Raw genomic sequence first — 22140 nt, forward strand, 5'->3', positions numbered from 1 at the left:
TGTACTGACCACAGAGGTTGGTAACACCCACCCCGCCCGACACACACGAAGAGGGCCTTCGGTATCGGTGTGGATTGCGACATCTGCACCGACTCACCAGAAGGCCCTCGATGCCCCACACTACCCACCCCAACGCCCGCCTCACACCCGCCGGGCGCCTGGCCCTGGCCCGCTGCGTCGTGGACGACGGCTGGCCGCTGCGCCGGGCCGCCGAACGCTTCCAGACCAGCCCCACCACCGCCAAACGCTGGGCCGACCGCTACCGGACCCTCGGCGAGCCCGGCATGCACGACACCTCCAGCCGCCCCCACCACAGCCCCCGGCGCACCCCCACCCACCGCGAGCGCCGGATCATCAAACTCCGCATCCTCCACCGGTGGGGACCAGCCCGCATCGGCGGCCACCTGCGCATGCACGCCTCCACCGTCCACCGCGTCCTGACCCGCTACAAGTGCGCCCGCCTCACCCACCTGGACCGGGCCACCGGCCGTGTGGTGCGCCGATACGAACGCGAGCGGCCCGGCGAGCTGGTCCACGTGGACATCAAGAAGCTCGGCAACATCCCCGACGGCGGCGGCCACAAGACACTGGGCCGCGCCCGGGGGCGCAAGAACCGGGCCAGGGCCGGGTACGCCTACCTGCACAACGCCGTGGACGACCACTCCCGCCTGGCCTACTGCGAGATCCTGGCCGATGAGAAGAAGGAGACCGCCACCGGGTTCTGGGAACGCGCGGCCGCCTACTTCGCGTCGGTGGGCATCGTCGTGGAGCGGGTGCTGACCGACAACGGGTCCTGCTACAAGTCCCACGCCTGGCGGGGCCTGCTGGCCGGCCAGGGCATCGAGCACAAGCGCACCCGCCCCTACCGTCCCCAGACCAACGGCAAGGTCGAGCGGTTCAACCGCGTCCTGGTCGAGGAATGGGCCTACGCCCGCCCCTACACCAGCGAGAGCGAGAAGCGGGAGGCGTTCACAGGGTGGTTGCACCACTACAATCACCACCGGTTCCACACCGCCCTCGGGGGCCCTCCCGCTTCCCGCGTACCTAACCTCTCAGGTCAATACACCTAGGGGCGCTCGGTGAGGGGGAGGTGGACCCGCCCGCCCCGCTCCACGAACTCCGCGGCCTTGTCCGCCATGCCGCGCTGGACGGCCTCGACCGTGTCCAGCCCGTTCTCCCGCGCGTAGCGGCGCACGTCCTGCGTGATCTTCATCGAGCAGAACTTCGGCCCGCACATGGAGCAGAAGTGCGCGGTCTTGGCGGGTTCGGCGGGCAGCGTCAGGTCGTGGTAGGCCATCGCCGTCTCGGGGTCCAGCGACAGGTGGAACTGGTCCTTCCACCGGAACCCGAACCGCGCCGCGGACAGCGCGTCGTCCCACTCCCGCGCCCGCGGGTGCCCCTTGGCCAGGTCGGCGGCGTGGGCGGCGAGCTTGTAGGTGATGACACCGGTCTTGACGTCGTCCCGGTCCGGCAGCCCCAGGTGCTCCTTGGGGGTCACGTAGCAGAGCATCGCCGTGCCCAGCGAGCCGATCCGGGCGGCACCGATCGCCGAGGTGATGTGGTCGTACCCGGGGGCGATGTCGGTGGCCAGCGGGCCGAGCGTGTAGAACGGCGCCTCGCCGCACAGCTCCTCCTCCAGGCGCACGTTCTCCTCGATCTTGTGCAGGGGCACGTGTCCGGGCCCCTCCACCATCACCTGCACGTCGTGGGCGCGGGCGATGTGGGTGAGCTCGCCCAGGGTGCGCAGCTCCGCGAACTGCGCCTCGTCGTTGGCGTCGGCGATGGAGCCGGGCCGCAGCCCGTCACCGAGCGAGAACGTCACGTCGTACTCCCGAAGGATCTCGCACAGCTCCTCGAAGCGGGTGTACAGGAAGTTCTCCCGGTGGTGGGCCAGGCACCAGGCGGCCATGATCGAGCCGCCGCGCGAGACGATCCCGGTGACCCGGCGGGCGGTGAGCGGCACGTACCGCAGCAGCACGCCGGCGTGCACGGTCATGTAGTCGACGCCCTGCTCGCACTGCTCGACCACGGTGTCGCGGTAGACCTCCCACGACAGCGCGGCGGGGTCCCCGCCCACCTTCTCCAGCGCCTGGTAGACCGGGACCGTGCCGACCGGCACGGGCGCGTTGCGCAGGATGCGCTCACGCGTCTGGTGGATGCGCCTGCCGGTGGACAGGTCCATGATCGTGTCGGCGCCCCAGCGGACGGCCCACACCATCTTCTCGACCTCCTCCTCCACCGAGGAGGTGACGGCCGAGTTGCCGATGTTGGCGTTGATCTTGACCAGGAAGTTCTTGCCGATCACCATCGGCTCGGACTCGGGGTGGCGGTGGTTGGCGGGGATGACCGCCCGGCCCACCGCGACCTCGGCACGGACGAACTCGGGGTCCAGCCCCTCGCGTTCGGCGACGAACCTCATCTCGGGGGTGAGGGTCCCGGCCCTGGCGTGGGCGAGCTGGGTGCCGGCCCCGTTCACGGGGGTGCGCGCGTCGGTCCAGGGCCGCCTGGCCGGGGGCAGCCCGGCGCGGACGTCGATGCGGGCGGCGGTGTCGGTGTAGGGGCCGGAGGTGTCGTACAGGTCGAAGTGGCCGCCGTCGGTGAGTCCCACCCGGCGCCGGGGGACGCGGAGGGTGAAGCCCTCGGGGGTCTCGATCTCCCGGTAGACCTTGGATGATCCCATGATGGGACCAGTGGTCACCCGGTGCTCCCCGGTGGCGGGACCGGTGTCACGGCTCTCGGTGGCCGTCATGGCATGCCTCCCTACGTCGGAATTACCCGAACAGGTTCTGCGGTCGGCGACACCGTTGAGCCGCCCTCTCAGCCCGCCATGGCGCGAGCTCCCGCGTTGCGTATTCGATTGTGGGACACGGCGGCGCCGTGCCCGGGCTCGCCCGCGCGGCGGGCGGCCCCGGCCACTGTACACAGGCGCACCCCCGTCCCGTCCAGACCCCCGGGGCCGGGAGAAGGCGGCCGGGAGCCGCCCGGGCGGGGCCGGGCACGGGCCTCAGAAGAGGGTGTCCGGCTCCGGTCCGCTCCCGGCCTCCAGCGGCACCAGCAGGTCGGGCCGGTTGTTCTTGATGCTGTTGACTTCGGTGGAGACCTCGTCCACGGCCAGCCGCCCCGCCGGGGTGGCGCCCAGGATGTGCGCGAGCCCGTCGGGCCCGGTCGCCGGGTCCAGCCACGCGGCCCAGTCTCGCCGGGGCACGATCACGGGCATCCGCTCATGGATGTGCGCCAGTTCCGGGGCGGCCTCGGTGGTGATGACGGCGCAGCTCCACACCCAGGCCGCCGGGTCCTCCTCGGGTACCTCGGGGTCGCGCCAGCGCTCGAAGATCCCGGCCATCGCCAGCGGCTCGCCGTCGCCCGGGTAGTGGATGGAGTAGGGCTTCTTGTCGGCCTTGGCCTTGCGCTTCTTGTGCTCGGGGTCGGTGGCGGGCGAGGTGCTGGCCTGGACCGTGCCGTCCTTGCCGACGAGCTGCCACTCGTAGTAGGCGTCGGCGGGCAGCAGGCAGCGGCGTCGGCGGAACGCCGTGCGGAACGCGGGCTTGTCGGCGACGGTCTCGCTGCGCGCGTTGATCATGCGGTAGCCGACGTTGCGGTCCTTGGCCCAGGACGGGACCAGCCCCCAGCGCAGGGTGTGCAGGGAGCGCGGACCGGGCTCCCCGCCGTCCGCGCCCCGCGGCGGCGGGCCGAGCACCGCGTACACCGGGCGGCCGGGGGAGATGTTGTAGTCCGGCTCCAGCTCCTCCAGCGGCGGCCAGGCGCGGGTGTCCACGTCGTCGGCGGGCAGGGCCTCCTCCGGCAGGCCGAAGTCGAGCCGGAGCTGCTGCACGTTCCTGGACTGGGCATAACGACCGCACATGCGTCCGATCCTACGCCGACGGCACCCGGTTCCCAGCAGTCTCACCGGAATCGGCCGCCTTCGCGTCCGCGACCGCGGGGGCGTCGTCCCCGGCGCGGCCCCCGCCGCGGGAGCGGTCGCGCAGCGCGAGCACCGCCCCGGCGGCCAGTAGCAGCCCTCCGGCCGGGCCCAGCGCCCAGGGCGCCCACGACTCCAGGGCGCGCAGGGTCAGGGAGCGGACCCGGGCCTGCTCGGCGCGGCCCGCGATCTGGTTCTCCCGCAGGCCCAGCTCGGCGTAGAGCAGGTGCACCTCGCCGTCGGCGTTCTGCGGGCGCAGCGTCTCCAGCCGGGCCTCGTGGGTGTTGACGACGGTGCCGGTCACCGGCTCCACCCAGTAGGTGCGCACGACCTGGAGCCAGCGCCCCGCGGTCACCGTGCCCTGGGCCCCCGGGGTGAAGAGCCGCGCGGGGACCTCGCGGGCCGACTCGGGCACCTGGGTGGCGGAGACCTCCTGGGTGTAGCGGCGCACGGACAGGCCCGCGACCTCGTCCGTCCCCTCGAACTCCATGAGGGGCGCGGCGCGCACCTCGGCGTCGTAGAAGGGGTGGTCGGCCTCCCCCACCCCGGCGGGCCAGGAGAACACCAGTCCTGCCTGGCGGACCGCGCGGTCCCCGTTGACGTGCTCCCCGCAGCAGTTGACCGAGCGGCCCGTGCCCCGGTCGACGATGACGCGGCGGCTCCAGTGGTCGATCATCGCGCCCTCGGCGACGGTGTCCACCGACATCTCCCACGCCGACCAGTCCGGGCCGTGGGGCTGGGCGGAGACGGAGGTGTTGCGGATGATCCGCACGCCGTCCACCCACTCCCACCGCGAGGTGTCCAGGTAGCCGGCTCCGTCGGCGACCATCGTCACCTCGAACCGGCCCTGGGCGGGCAGCACCGCCACCCGGTCGTACACGTACAGCGGCAGCATCGCGGCCAGGGTGAGCAGGAAGGCGCCGACCGCGGCGGGGACCGTGCCCCGGGGCAGGCGCCGCCGCGCGGTGTCGTCCGCGCTCATGTGCGCGCCTCCTCGTGGTCGCTCTCCCGGGGGGCGCCGCCGGCCGCCGGGTCCGGTCCGTCCCCCGGCCCGTCCGGGGTGCGGGGGTCCCGCGCGGCGTGCCGCCCCGGGTCCTCCCCGCCCGGTTCGCCGGACGCCGCCCGGTGCGCGGCGGCCGGGTGGGCGTCGGCGGGCGCCGGGTCGGGCCGCTGCCCCAGGGCGAGGACGAGCCGGGCCAGCGCGGGCAGGCACAGGAGCTGGGCGACCCAGCCGCGCAGCGGCTGGCCCACCACGTCCGTAACGTCGTGGAACGGCAGGTGGACCGCCATGTGGGTGCCCGCCGCCATCGCCAGCCCGGCCAGTCCCAGCGACACCGCGACCGGCCAGGGCCCGGCCAGGTGGGGCAGGGCCCGCCCGCCCAGGGACGGGCTGCCCGGCCTGGCGTGCCGCAGGCGGGTGGGGGCGCGGCGGCCCAGCCACCACACGCACAGCAGGATGGCGCCGACCAGGGCGGCGCCCGCCCATCCGGAGACCCAGACCCCGTAGGCCAGTCCCAGCGGCAGCACGAGCCACCGCGACGGGCGGGCCTCCCCCGCCCCGGGCAGGGCGCGCGCACCGCGGGGCTCCCCCGCGGCGGCGGCACGGCCGCCCGGCAGCAGCCGCCGCGGCCACAGGGCCGCGACCGCCAGCAGCGCGGCCAGGGCGCCGCCCGCGGCCAGGGCCCGGTGGTAGGCGGCGTCGGGGGTGTAGGACAGGGTGACGGTCCCCGCGCTTGCGGCGGGCAGCAGCCAGGCCTGCTTCCAGCCCTCCAGCCGGATCGGCTCCAGGGTCCGCCCGTCCTCCAGGCGGGCCTGCCAGCCCTCGTTGTAGTTCTCGTTGACGACGAGGAAGGAGTCGGTCTCGACGGCCTCCACGTCCAGGCGGCGCTCCCCGGGGCCCCACGCGTGCACGGCGGCGGGGGCGGTCAGGGAGACCTCGGGGCGCTCGGCCCGCGGTTCGCCCGACGCCACCACGGCGGAGCGGACCTCGTACCGGTTCCCGGGGTCGACGACGATGCGGTTCCCGCCCTCCACCAGGTCCAGGCCGGTGCAGCTCTCGTAGCGCAGCGGGCGCCCGGCGAGCTGGTCGGCGAGGGTGCCCTCGCTGATGCGCGTCTCCACCCGCTGCCCGTTGACCCGCAGGGTCGGGCCCAGGCCGCATGCGGTGGAGGCGTCGGCCTCGGGGGCCGGATCCACCGGCTCCACGCCCGGCAGGGCGATGGTGCCGATCTCCAGGGCCTGCCCCTCGGGCCGCTCGAACGTGACCCGCAGTTCATCGGCGGTGAAGGGGGCGAAGCCGACCCGCCCGCTGCCGTCCAGCCACCCCTCGCGGACGGTGCCGCCGCCCTCGACCGTGACCTTGATCGGGCGCAGCACGCTGTCGGCCCGCGGGAAGTCCACCGTGAGGTGCCCCAGTTCCACCGGCTCGCCCAGGTCGATGTCGAGCCAGGGGCGCTTCTCCTCGGGGTCGGGGTACCAGACGGTGCTCGCGTCGTCGTCCAGGGCGCCGCGCCCCATCGCGGCCGGGTGCTGCACCGCGGTGGAGGAGGCCGTGACGTAGGGGTGGGTGCCGGCCCGGTTGGCCGCGTTCTCGGCCTCGCGGGGGTCGGTGAGGACGACCTCGCCGGAGACCGAGTGCGGGGTGGAGGCCGCGTCGGCCGACAGCTCGAAGGTGCGGTCCAGGCGGCGGGCGTCCTCGCCCTGCACCTGGAGGCCGCTGTTGCACACCCACACGTGGGAGCCCTCCATGCACCCGGGCGCGGTGCCGGTGGACCCGGTGAAGAGCAGCGTCCCGGCGTCGGCCGGGCCGGGGACGCGCAGGGTGCGGGCGGGCTCCAGGCCGGGCACCGAGAGGGAGGAGACGCCCACCCGGGTGCCGAACCGGTACTCGGGCTCCCAGGCCAGTTCGTCCACGCGCAGGCGCAGGGTGGTGGTGGCGCCGGGCGGGGCCGCCACCTCCTGGGGCTCGTCGGTCTGGGCGACGGGCACGTCGACCTCGCCGGTGTCGGTGATGACGCTGATCCGGGAGGGCGGAGGGTCGTTCGCGAACTGCTCGAACGCGACCGCCAGCCCGGCGAGGTCCTGCGGTTCGTCGAACTCCACCTCGATCCACTCGCCCAAGGCGCCGGTGAACGCGCTGGAGCGCCACGAGGTGGTCAGGTCGTCGTCGAGGGCGGCCTGCGGCCCGTGTCCGGGGTCGCGGTCGGCGGCGCGGGCGCCCGCGCCCGCCTCGGAGGAGGAGGCGCGCACGGACGCGATCCCGATGTCCTCGGCGTGGGCGGTGTACTCCTCCCAGGCCGGGTCGGTGATGTCGGGCGCGGGCACGTCGCGTTCGAGTTCCTCGTCCTCGGTGAGGGTCGCGGACACGTTGCGGCGCACGTCGGGGTAGACCACCTCGCGGCGGCGGGCGGTATCGGTGACGATGGTGTCCTCGGCGGACACCCGCTCGGTCCCGGGGTCGTCGCCCAGCAGCACCGGCCGGTCGTCGGTGATCAGGCCCTGCTCGGCCAGGTGCAGCAGCGACTCGGGGCCGCCGGTCACGCGGACGGCCTCGTCGGCGGGCACCACGCCCACGGTCGGGGCGGCGTCCTCCACCTCGTAGATCGTCAGCGCCGGGTAGGGCTGGTCGAACCACTGCGAGGCGGAGTGGTGGTCCAGGGACCCCATGGGCGCGCCGAACTCCGCGGCCGGCTCGATGCCGGGCGAGGAGGCGAGGGCCTGGTGGACGCGGGCGGGCCAGCCGCCGTGGTTGTCCACCCGCTGGAGGTCGTTGCGCACCAGCAGGTGGGTGACGCCCATCCGGGCCAGGGTGTCGGCGAGCCCCTCCGACCCGCGCCCGGAGGAGACCCGCTGGTCGATCTCGTGGGTGAGCCGGGAGACGCCGGCCGAGCCCCAGGGGATGATCTGGTGGTTGGTCCAGGCGCCGTCGAGGAGCGGTTGCAGGGGCTCGTCCAGGGGGCGGCCCCACTCGTACTCGCCGCGCGCGGAGCCGGGCAGCGCCATCGTCATGCCGCGTTCGCCGGAGCGGTCGTCCAGCCAGTCCACGGCCTCGTGCCAGTACCCGGGGATCGCGGTGAAGCCGCCCGCGGGGGCCACGCCCACGGTGGCGATGGGAACGAGGGTGACCAGGAAGGCGGCCGAGCACGCGGCGGCCACGGTGCGCCGCACCCGCCCGGAGACGGGTTCGCCGCGCCGGTCGGCCCGGTCCCGGGCGACCACCACGGGCAGGTGGGCCAGGCCCAGGACCAGCGGCAGCCGGATGAGCGCGTCGAACTTGTGGACGTTGCGGAACGGGGCCAGCGCGCCGTCGAGGAGTTCGCGCACGGTCCCGGCGAACGGGCCGGTGAGGTCGCCGGTGAAGCCCGCGACGATGATCGCGGTGCCGGTGAGCAGGCTGGTGACGAGGAAGAGGCGTTCGGGGGTGCGCCGGTTGATGAGCCCGGCCAGGCCCAGTCCGGCGACCAGCGCGGTCACCACGATCAGCCAGGGGGTGAGCGACAGGGCGGCGCCGGAGGGCAGCGCGGTGTTGCCCTGGTCGGGCAGGAAGCCCATCCAGTTGGAGGTGCCGCGCAGCGCGTTGAGCAGCGAGGTGACGCCGGTGGTGACGGCGGCGTCCTCGGTGTAGGGCATGAACGAGTACACGTACCGCGACATGAGCAGCAGCGGGGCGACGTACCAGAACGTGGCGGCGACGACCGCCGCCGACCACCAGAGGATGAGCCGCCGCTTGCGCGGCCCCCGGCGCCGGGTGATCAGGTACAGGCCGGGGACGATGAGGACGGCCAGCTCGGAGACGGCGTTGGTGCCGCCGCACAGCAGGAACGCTGCGCCCGACAGCAGCGCCATGCGGGCCGGGGGGTACCCGTGCCGGGCGCCCAGGACCAGCGGGAGCAGCACCCACGGCAGGAGGAGCATCGGCTGGAGCTCGGCCGAGTTGTACGACAGCAGCGTCAGCACGCGGGGGGCGAGCGCGTAGGCGATCCCGGCGAGGATGCGGGTGTTGACGGTCCCGATGCCCAGGGCCCCGGCCACCTTGTACACGCCCAGGAACGCGGCGACGAGCAGCACCGCCATCCACGAGCGCTGGACCAGCCACTCGGGCATGCCGAGCAGGTCCAGCAGCAGGTGGAAGGGGGCGTTGGGGAAGAAGTACCCGTACGCCTGGTTCTGGATCTGGCCGAAGTAGGAGGCGTCCCACAGGTGCAGGGCGCGCTCCATGAACCCCAGGGGGTTGACCGTCAGGTCCAGCTTGGTGTCGCTGACGATCCGACCGGGGTCGATGCTGGCCGCCAGGGCGCCCAGGAGAAGGCACACCGCGAGGACCTTGAGCCGCCGCAGCAGCTTCTCGTCCACTCCCCCGGGGACGGGGGACGGTGTCCTGGAATCCTCCGGTTCGCGCCTGGCGGTGGATTCCGCCGAAGTCACTTCTCTGCTTTCCTGCCTGACGTGGTGCCGGGGGCGTCCGAGCCGCCGGGGAGGCCGAGTTCGCGGGCGACCAGGCGGGTCATCTCCGCGCCGCTGGCCTCCCAGGTGAAGCGTTCGGCCCAGTCCCGGCAGGCCCGCCGCACGGCGGCCCTGCGGTGGGGGTCGGACAGCTCCTTCAGTGCCCGGGAGACCACGTCGGCCAGTTCTTCGCCGTCGCGCACCAGCCACCCGGTTTCGCCGTCTCGCACCGAATCGCGAAGTCCGTCCACATCGTAGGCCACGGTGGGCACGCCCAGGCGTGCCGCCTCGATGACGGTCAGGCCCCAGCCCTCGAACTCGGAGGCGGTGACGTGCAGGTGGCAGGAGGCCAGGACGCTGTTCTTGTCCTCCTCCGGCAAAAACCCGTGGAGGCGGACCCGGTCGGCGGTGCCGTCCCGGGAGGTCTGGTCGGCCAGGTGCGAGCCCTCGGGGCCGCGGCCGATGATGTGGACCCGCAGCCGGGGGTGCTCGTCCTCCAGTGCGCGAGCCAGGCCGGCGACCTGGGAGACGCGCTTTTGCACCACGAGCCGGCCCAGGCTGACGATCGCCGGGTCGCCCATGTCCTCCGGGGCGTCGTCCAGCGGCCTTAGGGGGCCCTGCACGCCGCCGTTGTGGATGATCTCGACCGGGGCGCGCCAGCCCAGCTTCTCGCGCAGGGCGCGGCGGGAGGACTCCGAGACGGTGACGGTGGTGCAGCGGCGGTAGACCCGCGAGGCGACGGCGGACTCGACGAAGCGGCCGAACCACGCCAGGGGCGCCGGGAAGTAGGCGTTGAACTGGAGGTCGTGGACGTGGTGGACGATGCTCACGACCCGGGTGCGGCGGCGCAGGACCAGGCGGGAGAAGAAGGGGATCCCGTTCATGCAGTCGAAGGCCAGCCGGTACTCGCGGCGCCACAGGGCGAGCCAGGCCATGACGCGCGGGTAGACCGTGAACCGGCCGCCCATGCGGCGGATGACGACCCCGTCCCGGGTCTCCACCCGGGCCTGGTGCGGCTCGCGGCTGGTCAGGAAGGTGACGATGGCGCCGCGTTCGGCCAGGTGGCGGCTGATCCGCCAGGCGTACTCCTCGGCGCCCCCGGCCGCGCTCTGCCAGGGGTCGCGCCAGTTGACCATGACCAGGCGGACCCCGTCGAGGCGGGGGCCGGGGTCGGTTCCGGCCTCCGCCGGGGCGGGGGCCGGGGTCGCGGCGACCGCGGGCAGGTCTCGGTGGTGGACCTTCGGGAAGACCACGCGCTCTCCTTCCACGCGGTCCGGGACCCGGAGCGCTCGCCACCCTCCGGATTCGCTTGGAAACGGAGAGCGAGGGCGTGCGGGAAGAGCGGAGCGCACGCCGAGCGGACCCATCGACCGGACGTCTGTGGGGATGGGGGCGGCCGGGAAAGGGGACCGCCGGGACGAGGGGGACGGAGGGGCGCCCCGCTGGGGGCGAGGCGCCCGGAGGGCCTCGATCGAACGCGGGCGGCCTAGCGGTCGCCGTAGTTGTAGAGGGTTTCGTTCACCGGTTCCGCGGTGGCGGTGGACTCGGTGGCGAGGTTGGTGACCATGTAGGCCGACCCGCCAGCCAGAGCCGCACCGATCACGCAGGCGGCGATTACCTTGATCACTAGGGGATCTCCTTCCGCGCGCCCGGACGCCGTTCGGAGCCGGTGCGCTGGAACCCGAGACTAGAACCTGATCTAGCTACAGACCAGATGATTGCCCCAACTGTAACTAACCCTCCGGTAACTTCCAACCCCGAAATATCCGCTTCTTCTGCATAGACGAGGGGCGGAAGCACCTCCAACAGGGTCATGTCGGCCCCCTCGACCACCACCGAGAAGCCCTCCGCCTCAGACCAGAACCGGTTATCGACCGGGGCGGACAGCGCCACGTACCGCACGCCCAGACCGGCCAGCTCCACCGCGTCCAGGGACTCCGGCAGCCCCGTCTGCGGGTCCGGTTCCAGCACCCGGGCCGCCTCCCGCGCCCGGGCGTCCTCCCCACGCACCACCACGGTCCCGCCGTCGGGGGTGCCCACCGCCAGGTCGTCGTTCCAGAGCGTGCGCCGGTCGAACAGCTTGGTCGCGGGGTCCAGCACCACCACCGGCTCCCCCGACCAGGAGATGCCCCGGTAGGCGCTCCAGGGCAGCACCAGCACCGCCCCGGGCCGGTCGTCGGCGGCCACCGCGGCCTGCGCCTCCCGCCAGGCACGCGGGTACTGCACCGGCTCCAGCGCGCCCTGGGCCCCCCACCACAGGCCGGACGAGAGCACCACCGGCAGCACCGCGGCCCCGGCCCCGGCCGCGAGGCCCAAAGCCCCGGCGCCCCGGCCGCCGCGCGCGGGAGGGTCCGCGGGGAGGGTGAGCCAGTGGACCGCGGCGCCCAGCCCCAGCGCCTGGAGCAGGGCGAGTGGGGCCACGTAGAGCTGTCCGTCGCGCAGCGGACCGAAGCCCGCCCACAGGTCGATGAGCCCCGCCGTCAGCTCCCGGCCCGGCGCCGAGGCGCCGAGCAGCGCGACGGCGAACCCGAGCGCGGCCGCCGCCGTCAGCCCCGGGCCGAAGGCCGGGCGCTCGCGGCGCACCCACCACGCCCAGGCGGCGACGGCGGCCAGGCACAGGGCCAGCCGCAGCGCGACCGGCACCGGGTCCCCGTGGTGCGGGGGCACGGCGTTCGCGTTCCACACCCCGCCCAGCAGGAACAGCGACCCCGCCGTCCCCAGCGGCGTGTCCGCCCGGGGGGCGAACGCCTCGACTCCCGCCGGGTCGGTCGCCGCCCCGGCCGCCCCGGCCGCCAGCGAAGGCACCAGCCAGGGCAGCGACACCACGGCCAGCGCCCCCGCGAACAGCGCGCCCCGCGCCGGCCCGCCCCGGCCCCACAGGGCCGCCGGACCGGCGGTCAGCGCGGTCAGCACCACCGAGGAGAAGCCGCCGACCGCGGCCGGGACCAGGGACCGCAGCACCCCCGCCGTGTACGCGGCGGCCCGCGCGCGGCGGACCGCCGCGGCCACCGCCCACGGCAGCCCCGCGTAGCCCAGCAGGACCGCCCACTGGCCCAGCAGCAGGCGCTCGGCCACGAAGGGGTTCCACACGTAAGCCAGGCCCGCGGCAGCCGCCGCGACCCGTGCCCCCGCGCGGGAGGACCCCAGGGCCCCCGCCGCCAGCCGGGCCGCCCCGGCGGCGCCCGCGACGAACACCGCCGCCAGCGCCAGCGACTGCACCACGTCCCCCGGCAGCACCCGCGACAGCGCCGCCACCACGGCGTCGCTGGGGATCGCCCGGGGGAACCCGTCCGCCCCGCGCAGCACCGTCGGCAGCGACAGGCCGGGCACGAACACCATGTCGTAGCGCAGCACGTAGCCGCGCCCCAGGGCCGGCCCCAGCGCGAGCACCGCGGAGACCAGGCCCACCGCCCAGGGCAGCCAGCGAGACATCCGCACCCCCTAAGGCCGGGCCGTCAGGATCGAGTCCGAGAATCTTCCCTCGACGTAATCACGGTAGGACCGGACGACGATCTCATAGCGGCCCGACACCGTCACCGACCAGCGCGGGTCCCCGCCGGTCGCGCCCAGGGTGCGCCACCCCTCGCCGTCGTCGGGCCCGCGGTTGTCGCGCCGCTCGCAGCGGGGTTCCCCGGAGGCCGGGGGCTGCGCCGGCGGCTCGGGGGCGGGACCGGGCTCGGGCCCGGGCGTAGGGGTGGGCTGGGGCTCGGGGTCGGGCGGGCTCGGCTCCCCGCCGCCGGGCGGCGGCTCGTCCGTCCCGTCGTCGGGCGAGCGCGAGCCCAGGCCGGCGTCCGCCGGCGTCCGCCGGTCGTCGGCGAACGAGCACTCCAGCGCCCGCACCCACACCTCGTAGTGGGTGGCGTCCTCCACCCGCTCCCACACCAGGGTGGAGCCGCCGTCCTGGAAGCGGATCCAGTCGGGGCCCGCCGGCGGGTCCTCGTGCCACACCAGCTGGAGGGGCTCGGAGGGCCGGCCGGAGTCCCGGCCCTTGAACGGGATCACCGTGAACTCGTACCGGGCCCCGCTGAACAGCCCCTCCACCAGGGCGGACCGCTCCCCGCCGTCCTCCTCGACCTCCAGCGGCAGCACCGTCTCGCCGTCGGGGTCGGGGCCCACCCGGCGCTGGGTCACCCGGTAGCCGGTCGCCCCCGGCACGGTCTGCCAGCGGAGCACCAGGCCCTCGTCGGTCTCCTCCGGCTCCGGCTCGGGCGCGGTGAGCGGGCCGACCTCCAGGTCGGGCAGCGGCCTCGGGTGGGGCGGGCCCACCCCCAGGGGGTCGGCGAGCGCGTCGGCGAACGCGGCGGCGATGCGCAGCTGGCCCCGCGCGTTGGGGTGCGCCTCGTCCCAGTTGTCCCGGCCGGGCGAGTAGCCGTCGGCCACACGGGCGACGACCACCGGGGACTCGGCCGAGGTCAGCTGCTCGGCCAGGGCCACCACGCCCATGTTGAAGCGGGTGATCTCGGAGTTGGCCCGGCCGTCGTCGCCGGTCCCCTCCACCGGGGGCAGCTCGCCCACCACGAAGCGGGTCTCCCCCTGGACCACGCGCACGGTCGAGACGGTCTCGCCGACGCCCTCCAGGGCCAGGTCGGCGCTGCCGCCGGACAGGATGTCCTCCAGCCCGGAGAGCAGCAGCACGTAGTGCGGCCCGTACTCCGCGGCCAGCACGGACACCTCGTCGGCCAGCTCCCCCGCGGACGCCCCCCAGCGGGCGGCGTGGTCGCGGTCGAAGTCGGGCTCGGCGTAGGAGTCGTCGTCCCGCCCGCCGTCCAGGCCGTGGAGGCCCTCGCGAGGGCCCACGAAGTCGACGGGGACCCCGCTGCCGGCCAGGTGGCGCCACAGGTGGTAGCGCCACGTGTGGTCGCCGCTGCTGCCCTGGGTGAGGGAGTCCCCGACGGCCATCACCCTGAGCTCGCCCGGGGGCGGACCGGGAACCGGGACCGGCGCCTCGGCGGCGGGGTCGCCCTCGCCGGTCAGCCCGGACGACCCGGTCTGGATGAACAGCAGGGTGACGGCCATCGCGGCCAGCATGACGCCGAGCAGGCCCAGGGGCCCGGGTTCGAAACGGGAGGGGCGGGAGGCGGCGGACCCGCGGTGGCGCCAGGCGGCCAGCCCGCGCCAGGTGAGGGTGCGCCAGCTGAAGTCCTGCCAGGTGAGGGTGTTCCAGTGCGCGAGGCGCTCGGCCGTCCCGGCGCGCAGCGCGTCGCGGCCGCGCGCGAGCGCGGTCCGCGCGGCGCCCCGCCACCGGGACGGCCGCGGTCCGCGGGCAGCACTCGGCTCGGCTCCGCCCTCAGCCGAAGAGGACGCGGAGGTGTCCTCCTCGGGCTCACCCGGGTCCCGCACCGTTCCCCGATTCCATCGCCGCAGCGATATCGGAACGCGTTCTATACCAACATCCGCCCCGCCCATATACCGTCGGCAGGTCATGGCGGACTCGAAGCCGCGCTGGCCCCACCAGACTAGAACTGGTTATATGGAAGCCGTCAACCCGCGCACGCCCCTCCGTTGGAGAGAGGGCCGCAGAGCATGACGTTAGCGGCACCCGGTACCGCGTGGCGACGCCCCCTCTCCCCCTCACCTCCCGGACCGCCGTCCCCGATCCGAAAGGCGCCCCGTGACCGGACTCGTGGTCGCCCTGCTGGCCGCCGTGGTCTACACCGTGGGCCTGACCGTGGAGCAGCGCGCGCTGCACGGCTCGGAGTCGATCTCCGTCAACCGGCCCCTGCACCTGGCCCGCGTCCTGCTCGGCAACCCCCGCTGGGTGCTCGGCTGCGTGTTCGCCGCCCTGGGCAGTGTCGGCCTCATCGTCTCCCTGGGCCTGGCCCCGGTGTCGGTCGTGCAGCCCGCCTTCGCGGCCGGGGTGGCGTGCGGCCTGCTCGTGATGACCCTCGTCCTGGGCGAGCGCATCACCCGCGGCGAGTACGTCGCCCTGGGCCTGATGCCGGTGGCGCTGGGGCTGCTGGGCCTGTCGACCGCCGACGGCGGGGAGACCGGCACCACCGCGGACACCCCGCTGCTGGTCGGCGTCAGCGTGGCCACCGTCGTCGCCTGCGTCGCCGTGGTGGCGTTCGTCGGCGGCCGGGGCCGGTACGTGTCGGCCGCCGCGATGGGCGCCGCCGCGGGCCTGGCCCAGGGGAGCGCCGGGCTCCAGGGCAAGGGCCTGGGCGGGCTGCTCAGCGACCACGGCCTGTGGAACGCGGTCCTCCCCGCGCTGCTCTCCCCGTTCCCCTACCTGTACGCCCTGGGCTGGGCGGTGGGGATCGTGCTGTTCCAGACCTCGTTGCAGCGGTCCCGCGCCTCGATCACGGCGCCGGTGTCCAACGTGGTGGGGAACGTGTTCATGGTCGTGGCGGGCACCCTGCTGTTCGGGGAGAGCCTGCCCGACGACCCGGTGCTGCTGGCACTGCGGGTGGGCGGCTTCGCCCTCACCCTGGTCGTGGTGGTGCTGGTGCGCGGCAACGCGGCCAGCGCCGAGGCCGACACCAGCCGCAAGCGCGCCGCCTCGCTCCCCCGCGGCTGACACGCCGCCGCCGTGCCGCCCCCGGGGGCGGCACGGCGGCGGCCGTCGTCTTCAGGCGGAGACGGAGACGGCCTGGCGCAGACCCGGGGCGGCGACGTCGGCCCAGGCGCGCACGACGTTCTCGGGGCGCCCGGTCTCGTCCTCGGCCAGGATCAGGCCGGGCTCGGCGACCCAGGCGCCCAGGTCGGCCAGGAGGATCCGCAGGTCCTCCTCGATGCCGTGGCTGTTGCGCAGGTCGTCCACGATCGCGAGGGGGACCGCCACGGTGTGGCCCAGCCCCAGCTCGGGCAGGCGGTCGAGGAACACCTTGAGCAGTCCGGTGTAGGTGCCGTGCGCCTGCGGCGAGGCGACCAGCAGGACATCGCTCTCGCGCACCTTCTCCAGGGCGGCGTCGACCGCGGCGGAGGAGTCGGCGAGCAGCTCCGGGCCCAGGTCGCCGAGGTCGATGACCTCGGGGGCCCCGGAGACGCCGGCGCGGGAGGCGACCTCGGCGGCGGCGGCCAGGGCGGTGGAGCGGACGGAGGCGCGGGAACGGGGGGCGGCGACGAGCACGGTGAAGCGGGTCATGCGAAACTCCTGGGTTCGGTCAGAGCGAGCCGGGATCGACCGGGGGAACCGTCGGGGGCGGTGATCGGGACCTGATTCCCCGACAGTGGGGACTGCGGTTCGGTGACACCGGAGAGGACCGTCGTTCCTCTTACCGACACGGTGCGCGGACCTCGTCGTCCAGGACGTGGTGTGTCGGGTCTGGCAGGAGTGTGCTCCCTCGGACCGCTGTACGGTCCGGGACCCAGAACTGGGAGAAGATGAGCGTCCGGTGTCTGCGAGAGTCGGGCCACGGGGTACACCCGTGGAGCGGGGCGCGGGCCCCGCTGGGCGCTAGCTACGACAGAGCGCGCTCGCCTGCTGTCTGAGATCGACGTGCAGGCGCTGGACAAGCAGCTCACCGGCGGACATGCCTCCATCATGGGGCGGCACGGCCGCTATCGTCAATGCGTACCGGCGACCCGCCCGGGGACCGCTCCGCTCCGGATCGGACGGTCCACCTTTCGGACAGGCGTCCCGAGGGTCGGGATTCCCCAGCTCCGCAGGGGGTGCGCGGGCCGGAGCGGGCGCGCACGCCCCGCCTCCCGAAGGCCCGGTCACACGAATGTAATGTGCGACACACCAGCCCTGCGCACGGGGTGCGAAGCGAGAGAGAGTCACGAACTATGGTGCACGCCCCCGTCACGCTCACCGGCGCGCGAGTGGTCACCCCCGACGGCGTCCACCGGGGCCGGATCCGGATCGAGAACGGCCGGATCGCGGCACTGGAGCCCGACTCCGCCCCCGCCCCCGCGGGGCGGGTGCGCGACCTGGGCGGCGCCTGGGTGGCGCCGGGCCTGGTCGACGTCCACGTGCACGGCGGGGCCGGCCACGCCTTCCCCGACGCCGACCCCGAGGGCGCCCTGGCCACGGTCCGGTTCAACCGCTCCCGCGGCGTGACCGCGATGGTCGGCGGCCTGGTGGCGGCGACCCCCGAGGACACGGTCCGCCAGGTGGCGGCGCTGGCCGAGCTGTGCGACGCGGGCGAGCTGGCGGGGATCTTCCTGGAGGGCCCGTTCATCGCCCGCTCCAAGTGCGGCGCGCACGACCCGGACCTGCTGCGCGACCCCGACACCTCCGAGTTCGACGCCTGGCTCAAGGCGGGCCGGGGGCACGTCCGGATGGTCACGGTGGCCCCGGAGCTGCCCGGGGCCCTGGACCTGGTCCGGGCGGCCGCCTCCTCGGGCGTGGTCGCCGCGGTGGGGCACACCGAGGCGTCCTACGAGACGACGCTGGCCGCGGTGGACGCCGGGGCGACGGTGGCCACCCACATCTACAACGCGATGCGCCCGCTGGGCCACCGCGACCCGGGCCCGATCGCGGCCCTGCTCGGCGACGAGCGGGTGACCGTGGAGCTGATCATGGACAACGTGCACGTCCACCCGGGCGCGGCGCGACTGGTGTTCGCGGCGGCGGGGGCCGGGCGGGTGTCGCTCGTGACCGACGCGATGTCGGCGACCGGCCTGGGCGACGGCGAGTACACCCTGGGCGACCTGCGGGTGCGGGTGAGCGGCGGGGAGGCGCGCCTGGTGGAGACGGGGGCGATCGCCTCCAGCACCATCGTGCTGCCCCAGGCGGTGCGCAACGCCGTGGAGGGCCTGGGGGTGGACGTCCCCGAGGCGGTGCGCTCGGCGTCGTCGGTCCCGGCGGCGGCCCTGGGCCTGGCGGGGGCGGGCCGGATCGAGGCGGGAGCGCCCGCCGACCTCCTGGTCCTGGACGGCGACCTTTCGGTCGCCGAGGTGCTGTACCGGGGCGAGCCGGTACGGTGACGGCGTGTCGCCCCAGCTTTCCGTGGTCGTTATTCGACGTTAGGTGACAATGGCGGTGGAACACGACCCGGTCTCCACGACCCGAAAGGATCCACCGCCATGACCCGATCCAGACAGGAAGAGGCGACCTGCGCGACCTCGGAGGAGCACGGGCACCTGGGCAAGCTCGCCGACGAGCTTTCCCGCTACGACGTCCGCGCGGACGTCGTGGACGGGCAGGGCCCCTACCTGCGGGTGAGCAACCCGGCGTCCACCTACGCGGTCGAGGACGTGATCTGTGAGCGCCGGGAGCACGACTACGCGTTCATCGCCTCCTTCGGCGTCCACCTGGGCGGCAGCGGCAGCCTCGGTGTCACGGCGCACAAGGTCGCCTGGCTCGTGGGCGCCACGGAGGCGTAGACCACTCGACGGCGGGGCGGTGCCGGTGCGGCACCGCCCCGCCGTCGTACGCCGCACCCACCCTCCCCTCCCTTACGACGTAGATTCTGATTTGCGGCACTCGCGGGCATATGTCCGGTACGCGCTATCCGTGGCCCGCCCTCCCCCGCACGCCGCCGGGGGTCTAGGGTGCCGCTCGGACACCGCATCGAGGAGAGGGCGAGCCCCATGGAACACGTCGCGTTCGGCCGGACCGGCCTTCGGGTCTCCCCCGTCACCCTGGGCTGCATGAGCTACGGCGACCCCGCCCGGGGCGCGCACCCGTGGAGCCTGGACGAGGAGAGCGCCCGCCCGTTCATCCGCCGGGCGCTGGAGGCGGGGATCAACTTCTTCGACACCGCCAACGTGTACTCCGACGGCACCAGCGAGGAGATCGTCGGCCGCCTCCTCAACGAGTACGCGGACCGGGACGACATCGTCCTGGCCACGAAGGTGTTCGGCCGGATGCGGCCGGGCCCCAACGGGGGCGGGCTCTCCCGCAAGGCGATCATGACCGAGATCGACCACAGCCTGCGCCGCCTGGGCACCGACCACGTCGACCTCTACCAGATCCACCGCTGGGACCCCCGGACCCCGATCGAGGAGACCGTCGAGGCCCTGCACGACGTCGTCAAGGCGGGCAAGGCGCGCTACGTGGGCGCCTCGTCGATGTACGCCTGGCAGTTCGCCAAGGCCCTCAAGGCGGCCGAGCTCAACGGCTGGACCCGGTTCGCCAGCATGCAGAACCACTACAACCTCCTCTACCGGGAGGAGGAGCGGGAGATGCTGCCGCTGTGCGCCGACGAGGGCATCGCGGTCCTGCCGTGGAGCCCGCTGGCGCGCGGCCTGCTCACCCGCGAGTGGGGCGCCGAGACCGAGCGCACCCGGGGCGACGCCTTCGGCGGCACCCTCTACCGGGACGAGGACCGCGCGATCGTGGACGCCGTCGGCGCGGTGGCCGAGGGGCGCGGCGTGCCCCGGGCCCGAGTCGCCCTGGCCTGGCTGCTGCGCAACCCGGCGGTGACCTCGCCGATCGTCGGGGCCACCAGGCCCCACCACCTGGAGGACGCGGTGGCGGCCCTCTCCCTGGAGCTGACCGGGGACGAGGCCGCGGCCCTGGAGCGCCACTACACCCCGCGCCCCGTCGCCGGGCACTGACCGCGGTCCGACCGGCCGTCCGGGGGAGGGCCGCCCCGCCCTCCCCCGCTGTCGTCGGTCCCGGACATAATCGGGGCATGAGCACCCCCTTCGACGGGCTGAACCCCGAGGACGTCCTCGGTGAGGTCCTGGACGGCCTGCGCGCCGAGATCGCCCTGGGCGTCGACACCTTCGACGAGATCGTCGACTCCACCATCGAGGACTACGTCATCGACGGCCTGGAGAAGTACGTGGACGACCCCGACCTGCTGCCCGAGGCCGACGAGGACCAGACCCGGGCCTGGCTGGCCTCGGTCCTGGACGCCGAGTTCGCCGCCCACCTGGGCGCCCAGGGCGAGGGCGGCGGCCCCACCGACGCCGAGCGGCTGACCGACGCCTTCGAGGAGCTGGGCGCCGCCGGGATCGTCGCCCGGGAGAACTTCGAGTGCTGCAACACCTGCGCGCACTCGGCCATGGGCGGGGAGATCGAGGCCGAGAACGCCGGGCGCGCCGCCAGGGGCCTGCCCCCGGTGCACGGATTCGTCTTCTACCACGCCCAGGACGCCGAGCGCCTGGAGGCCTACCTGGGCTTCGGCGCCGCGGGGGCCGCCGACCCCGGGGCCGACGCGGCGGTGGGCCACGAGATCGTCGCGGCCCTGCGCCGCCACGGCCTGGAGCCGGACTGGAACGGCGACCCCGTGCACAAGATCGCCGGCCCCTCCCTGGCCCGCCGCCGCACCGGCGCGCTGGCCGAGCACCCGGGCCGGAGCGCCTGATCCCGCGCCGCGACGACCTGGGGCACCCGGTCCCCCTGCCGGACCGGGTGCGCCGGGTGGTGTCCCTCGTCCCCTCGCTCACCGAGGCGCTGGCCGCCACCGACGCCGGCCTCCTGGTCGGCACCACCGCCTGGTGCCCGCCGGTCCCCGGGGCGGAGCGCCTGCGCGGCACCAAGAACCCGCACGTGCGGCGGATCGTCGCACTCGCCCCGGACCTGGTGGTCGCCAACCGGGAGGAGAACCGGGAGCGCCACGTCCGGGAGTTGCGCGCGGCGGGCGTCCCGGTATGGGTGACCGACATCCGCACCGTCCCGGGGGCCCTGGCCTCGCTGCGCCGGCTGCTGGACGCCTGCGGCCTGACCGACCCGGGCTGGCTGGCCGGGGCCGAACGCGCCTGGGCGGCCCCCGCGCCCGCCTCCGGCCCGCGGGTGGCGGTCCCGGTGTGGCGGGACCCGTGGATGTTCGTCGGCGCCGACACCTACGCCCACGACGTGCTGACCCGGCTGGGCGCGGTCAACGCCCTGGCCGGGTCGCCGGGCCGCTACCCGCACGCCCTGCCCGGGGACGTCCGCGCCGACCTGGTGGTACTGCCCGACGAGCCCTACCCCTTCGGTCCCGGCGACGGCCCGGAGGCGTTCTCCGCACCGTCGGTCTGCATCGCGGGCCGCGACCTGACCTGGTACGGACCCGCCATGACCGCCGCCCGGGACCGCCTCATGCGGGCGCTGGAACGGTGACGCGGATCTTCGACTGCCCGTGCGGGAGCTTCTCCCAGTCGTCCATGAACCGGGCGTGCAGCCCGTGCTTCTCCGCCAGGGCCACCAGCGTCTCGGTGCGGTAGTAGAAGTCCTCCCGCAGCACGTGGTGCTCGGCGCCCTCGGTGCGGTCGAACGTGAAGTCGAAGAACCCTCCCGGGGCCAGCACCCGCCCCACGTGGGCCAGGCACTCGTCGATCACCTCCGGAGGCGAGTGGGAGAACACGCTGTGCGCGTGCACCACGTCGAAGCGCCCCTCGGGCAGGAAGTCGAAGGTCAGGTCCCGGACCAGGGTCAGGTGCGGGAGCTTGTCCTGGAGGCCCCGCCGGGCCAGGGTCTCCTTGGCGGAGATGAGGATGTCCGGGGAGATGTCGATCCCGTAGTACCCCCCGGCGTCCAGGTGGTCGATGAACCGCCAGCCCGCGCGCAGGTTGCCGCAGCCGATCTCCAGGAGCCGGTGCCCGGGGGCCAGCCCGTGGTCGAGCAGGTAGTCGAACTGCATCCGGCCCAGCTCCAGCCACCGCTCCTCGTTGCGGCTGCCCACCGCCGCCCTGGGGTCCCGGGCGGTGTCGGAGGCCATCACCGCCCGGTAGTAGGCGACGTGGTCGCGGTGGCGCAGCCGCAGGCCCAGGTCGCGGACGGAGCGGCGCAGGTGGGGCACCACCTTGGCCGGGTTTCCCAGGGCGTAGCGGACCTTGTGCAGCAGGGACGCCCGGTTGCGGTTCAGCGGGGCGGAGGCCATCGGGGGCTCCCAACGGACGGGGACGGGGAGGAAGCCACGAGGGTACCCACCCGGCCCCGCGTACGACAGGGGGTGACCGTT

At 74.5% G+C, this 22140-nt stretch carries 17 protein-coding genes; 7 read left to right on the forward strand and 10 right to left on the reverse strand.

Going from position 1 to position 22140, the window contains the following annotated elements; translation table 11 throughout:
* The first annotated feature begins 110 nt into the window (after nt 1-110).
* The gene (locus tag BUE45_RS29545) at nt 111-1070 is read left to right on the forward strand and encodes an IS481 family transposase (protein ID WP_073378321.1); all 960 of its coding nucleotides are present in this window, start codon (nt 111-113) and stop codon (nt 1068-1070) included.
* Here BUE45_RS29545 and thiC read toward each other — a convergent pair.
* The 8 genes from thiC to BUE45_RS29580 form a co-directional block, all read right to left on the reverse strand.
* Nucleotides 1067-2749: a phosphomethylpyrimidine synthase ThiC gene (gene thiC, locus BUE45_RS29550; protein ID WP_073384213.1), complete on the reverse strand. Its 1683-nt coding sequence runs from the start codon at nt 2747-2749 to the stop codon at nt 1067-1069. The two genes, BUE45_RS29545 and thiC, sit on opposite strands and share 4 nt — an antisense overlap.
* 255 nt (nt 2750-3004) lie before the next feature.
* On the reverse strand, nt 3005-3862 hold the full coding sequence (locus tag BUE45_RS29555; protein ID WP_073384214.1) for an SOS response-associated peptidase: 858 nt from the start codon (nt 3860-3862) through the stop codon (nt 3005-3007).
* A gap of 10 nt (nt 3863-3872) precedes the next feature.
* Nucleotides 3873-4901: a cell envelope lipid trafficking protein PgfA gene (locus tag BUE45_RS29560; RefSeq protein ID WP_073384215.1), complete on the reverse strand. Its 1029-nt coding sequence runs from the start codon at nt 4899-4901 to the stop codon at nt 3873-3875.
* Nucleotides 4898-9343: an alpha-(1->3)-arabinofuranosyltransferase gene (locus tag BUE45_RS29565; RefSeq protein ID WP_073384216.1), complete on the reverse strand. Its 4446-nt coding sequence runs from the start codon at nt 9341-9343 to the stop codon at nt 4898-4900. Before BUE45_RS29565 ends, BUE45_RS29560 begins: the two co-directional genes overlap by 4 nt.
* The gene (locus BUE45_RS29570; protein WP_073384217.1) at nt 9340-10614 is read right to left on the reverse strand and encodes a glycosyltransferase family 4 protein; all 1275 of its coding nucleotides are present in this window, start codon (nt 10612-10614) and stop codon (nt 9340-9342) included. Before BUE45_RS29570 ends, BUE45_RS29565 begins: the two co-directional genes overlap by 4 nt.
* 233 nt (nt 10615-10847) lie before the next feature.
* A complete protein-coding gene (locus BUE45_RS32760; RefSeq protein ID WP_178378694.1) occupies nt 10848-10988 on the reverse strand; it encodes a hypothetical protein in 141 nt (46 codons plus the stop codon).
* The gene (locus BUE45_RS29575) at nt 10988-12793 is read right to left on the reverse strand and encodes an MmpA family trehalose lipid delivery protein (protein ID WP_073384218.1); all 1806 of its coding nucleotides are present in this window, start codon (nt 12791-12793) and stop codon (nt 10988-10990) included. The genes BUE45_RS32760 and BUE45_RS29575 overlap by 1 nt, the downstream gene beginning before the upstream one ends.
* A 9-nt stretch (nt 12794-12802) precedes the next feature.
* Nucleotides 12803-14767 (reverse strand): GDSL-type esterase/lipase family protein, encoded by a 1965-nt coding sequence (locus tag BUE45_RS29580; RefSeq protein ID WP_084738158.1) that lies wholly within the window; start codon nt 14765-14767, stop codon nt 12803-12805.
* 205 nt (nt 14768-14972) lie between these two features.
* Here BUE45_RS29580 and BUE45_RS29585 point away from each other — a divergent pair, with 205 nt between their 5' ends.
* Entirely contained in the window at nt 14973-15878 is a 906-nt protein-coding gene (locus tag BUE45_RS29585; RefSeq protein WP_073384219.1) for a hypothetical protein, read from the forward strand.
* A 51-nt stretch (nt 15879-15929) separates the two neighbouring features.
* On the opposite strand, the gene BUE45_RS29590 is transcribed toward BUE45_RS29585, so the two are convergent.
* Nucleotides 15930-16445, reverse strand: a complete 516-nt coding sequence (locus BUE45_RS29590; protein ID WP_073384220.1) for an NADPH-dependent FMN reductase — start codon at nt 16443-16445, stop codon at nt 15930-15932.
* Nucleotides 16446-17089: 644 nt separating this feature from the next.
* Here BUE45_RS29590 and nagA point away from each other — a divergent pair.
* From nagA to BUE45_RS29620, 5 genes are all read left to right on the forward strand, one after another.
* Nucleotides 17090-18232, forward strand: coding sequence for an N-acetylglucosamine-6-phosphate deacetylase (gene nagA, locus BUE45_RS29600; RefSeq protein WP_073384221.1), 1143 nt, complete (start codon nt 17090-17092; stop codon nt 18230-18232).
* 99 nt (nt 18233-18331) lie between these two features.
* Entirely contained in the window at nt 18332-18631 is a 300-nt protein-coding gene (locus tag BUE45_RS29605; protein WP_073384222.1) for a hypothetical protein, read from the forward strand.
* A 207-nt stretch (nt 18632-18838) separates the two neighbouring features.
* Nucleotides 18839-19807, forward strand: a complete 969-nt coding sequence (locus tag BUE45_RS29610) for an aldo/keto reductase (protein WP_073384223.1) — start codon at nt 18839-18841, stop codon at nt 19805-19807.
* Nucleotides 19808-19884: 77 nt separating this feature from the next.
* Nucleotides 19885-20562 (forward strand): DUF6891 domain-containing protein, encoded by a 678-nt coding sequence (locus tag BUE45_RS29615; RefSeq protein ID WP_073384224.1) that lies wholly within the window; start codon nt 19885-19887, stop codon nt 20560-20562.
* On the forward strand, nt 20562-21299 hold the full coding sequence (locus tag BUE45_RS29620) for a helical backbone metal receptor (RefSeq protein WP_143173525.1): 738 nt from the start codon (nt 20562-20564) through the stop codon (nt 21297-21299). Before BUE45_RS29615 ends, BUE45_RS29620 begins: the two co-directional genes overlap by 1 nt.
* On the opposite strand, the gene BUE45_RS29625 is transcribed toward BUE45_RS29620, so the two are convergent.
* A complete protein-coding gene (locus BUE45_RS29625) occupies nt 21277-22059 on the reverse strand; it encodes a class I SAM-dependent methyltransferase (protein ID WP_073384225.1) in 783 nt (260 codons plus the stop codon). The genes BUE45_RS29620 and BUE45_RS29625 overlap by 23 nt on opposite strands.
* Nucleotides 22060-22140: the final 81 nt, after the last annotated feature.

This window comes from Nocardiopsis flavescens (genome assembly GCF_900141985.1).
Taxonomy (GTDB): Bacteria; Actinomycetota; Actinomycetes; order Streptosporangiales; family Streptosporangiaceae; genus Nocardiopsis; species Nocardiopsis flavescens.

Excerpts from the sequence above, each read along its gene's own strand:
- nagA (WP_073384221.1), top strand. The coding sequence starts at position 17,090 with ATGGTGCACGCCCCCGTCACGCTCACCGGCGCGCGAGTGGTCACCCCC.
- BUE45_RS29555 (WP_073384214.1), bottom strand. The coding sequence starts at position 3,862 with ATGTGCGGTCGTTATGCCCAGTCCAGGAACGTGCAGCAGCTCCGGCTC.
- thiC (WP_073384213.1), bottom strand. The coding sequence starts at position 2,749 with ATGACGGCCACCGAGAGCCGTGACACCGGTCCCGCCACCGGGGAGCAC.
- BUE45_RS29575 (WP_073384218.1), bottom strand. The coding sequence starts at position 12,793 with ATGTCTCGCTGGCTGCCCTGGGCGGTGGGCCTGGTCTCCGCGGTGCTC.
- BUE45_RS29560 (WP_073384215.1), bottom strand. The coding sequence starts at position 4,901 with ATGAGCGCGGACGACACCGCGCGGCGGCGCCTGCCCCGGGGCACGGTC.
- BUE45_RS29545 (WP_073378321.1), top strand. The coding sequence starts at position 111 with ATGCCCCACACTACCCACCCCAACGCCCGCCTCACACCCGCCGGGCGC.
- BUE45_RS29580 (WP_084738158.1), bottom strand. The coding sequence starts at position 14,767 with ATGGGCGGGGCGGATGTTGGTATAGAACGCGTTCCGATATCGCTGCGG.
- BUE45_RS29615 (WP_073384224.1), top strand. The coding sequence starts at position 19,885 with ATGAGCACCCCCTTCGACGGGCTGAACCCCGAGGACGTCCTCGGTGAG.
- BUE45_RS29610 (WP_073384223.1), top strand. The coding sequence starts at position 18,839 with ATGGAACACGTCGCGTTCGGCCGGACCGGCCTTCGGGTCTCCCCCGTC.
- BUE45_RS29590 (WP_073384220.1), bottom strand. The coding sequence starts at position 16,445 with ATGACCCGCTTCACCGTGCTCGTCGCCGCCCCCCGTTCCCGCGCCTCC.
- BUE45_RS29605 (WP_073384222.1), top strand. The coding sequence starts at position 18,332 with ATGACCCGATCCAGACAGGAAGAGGCGACCTGCGCGACCTCGGAGGAG.
- BUE45_RS29625 (WP_073384225.1), bottom strand. The coding sequence starts at position 22,059 with ATGGCCTCCGCCCCGCTGAACCGCAACCGGGCGTCCCTGCTGCACAAG.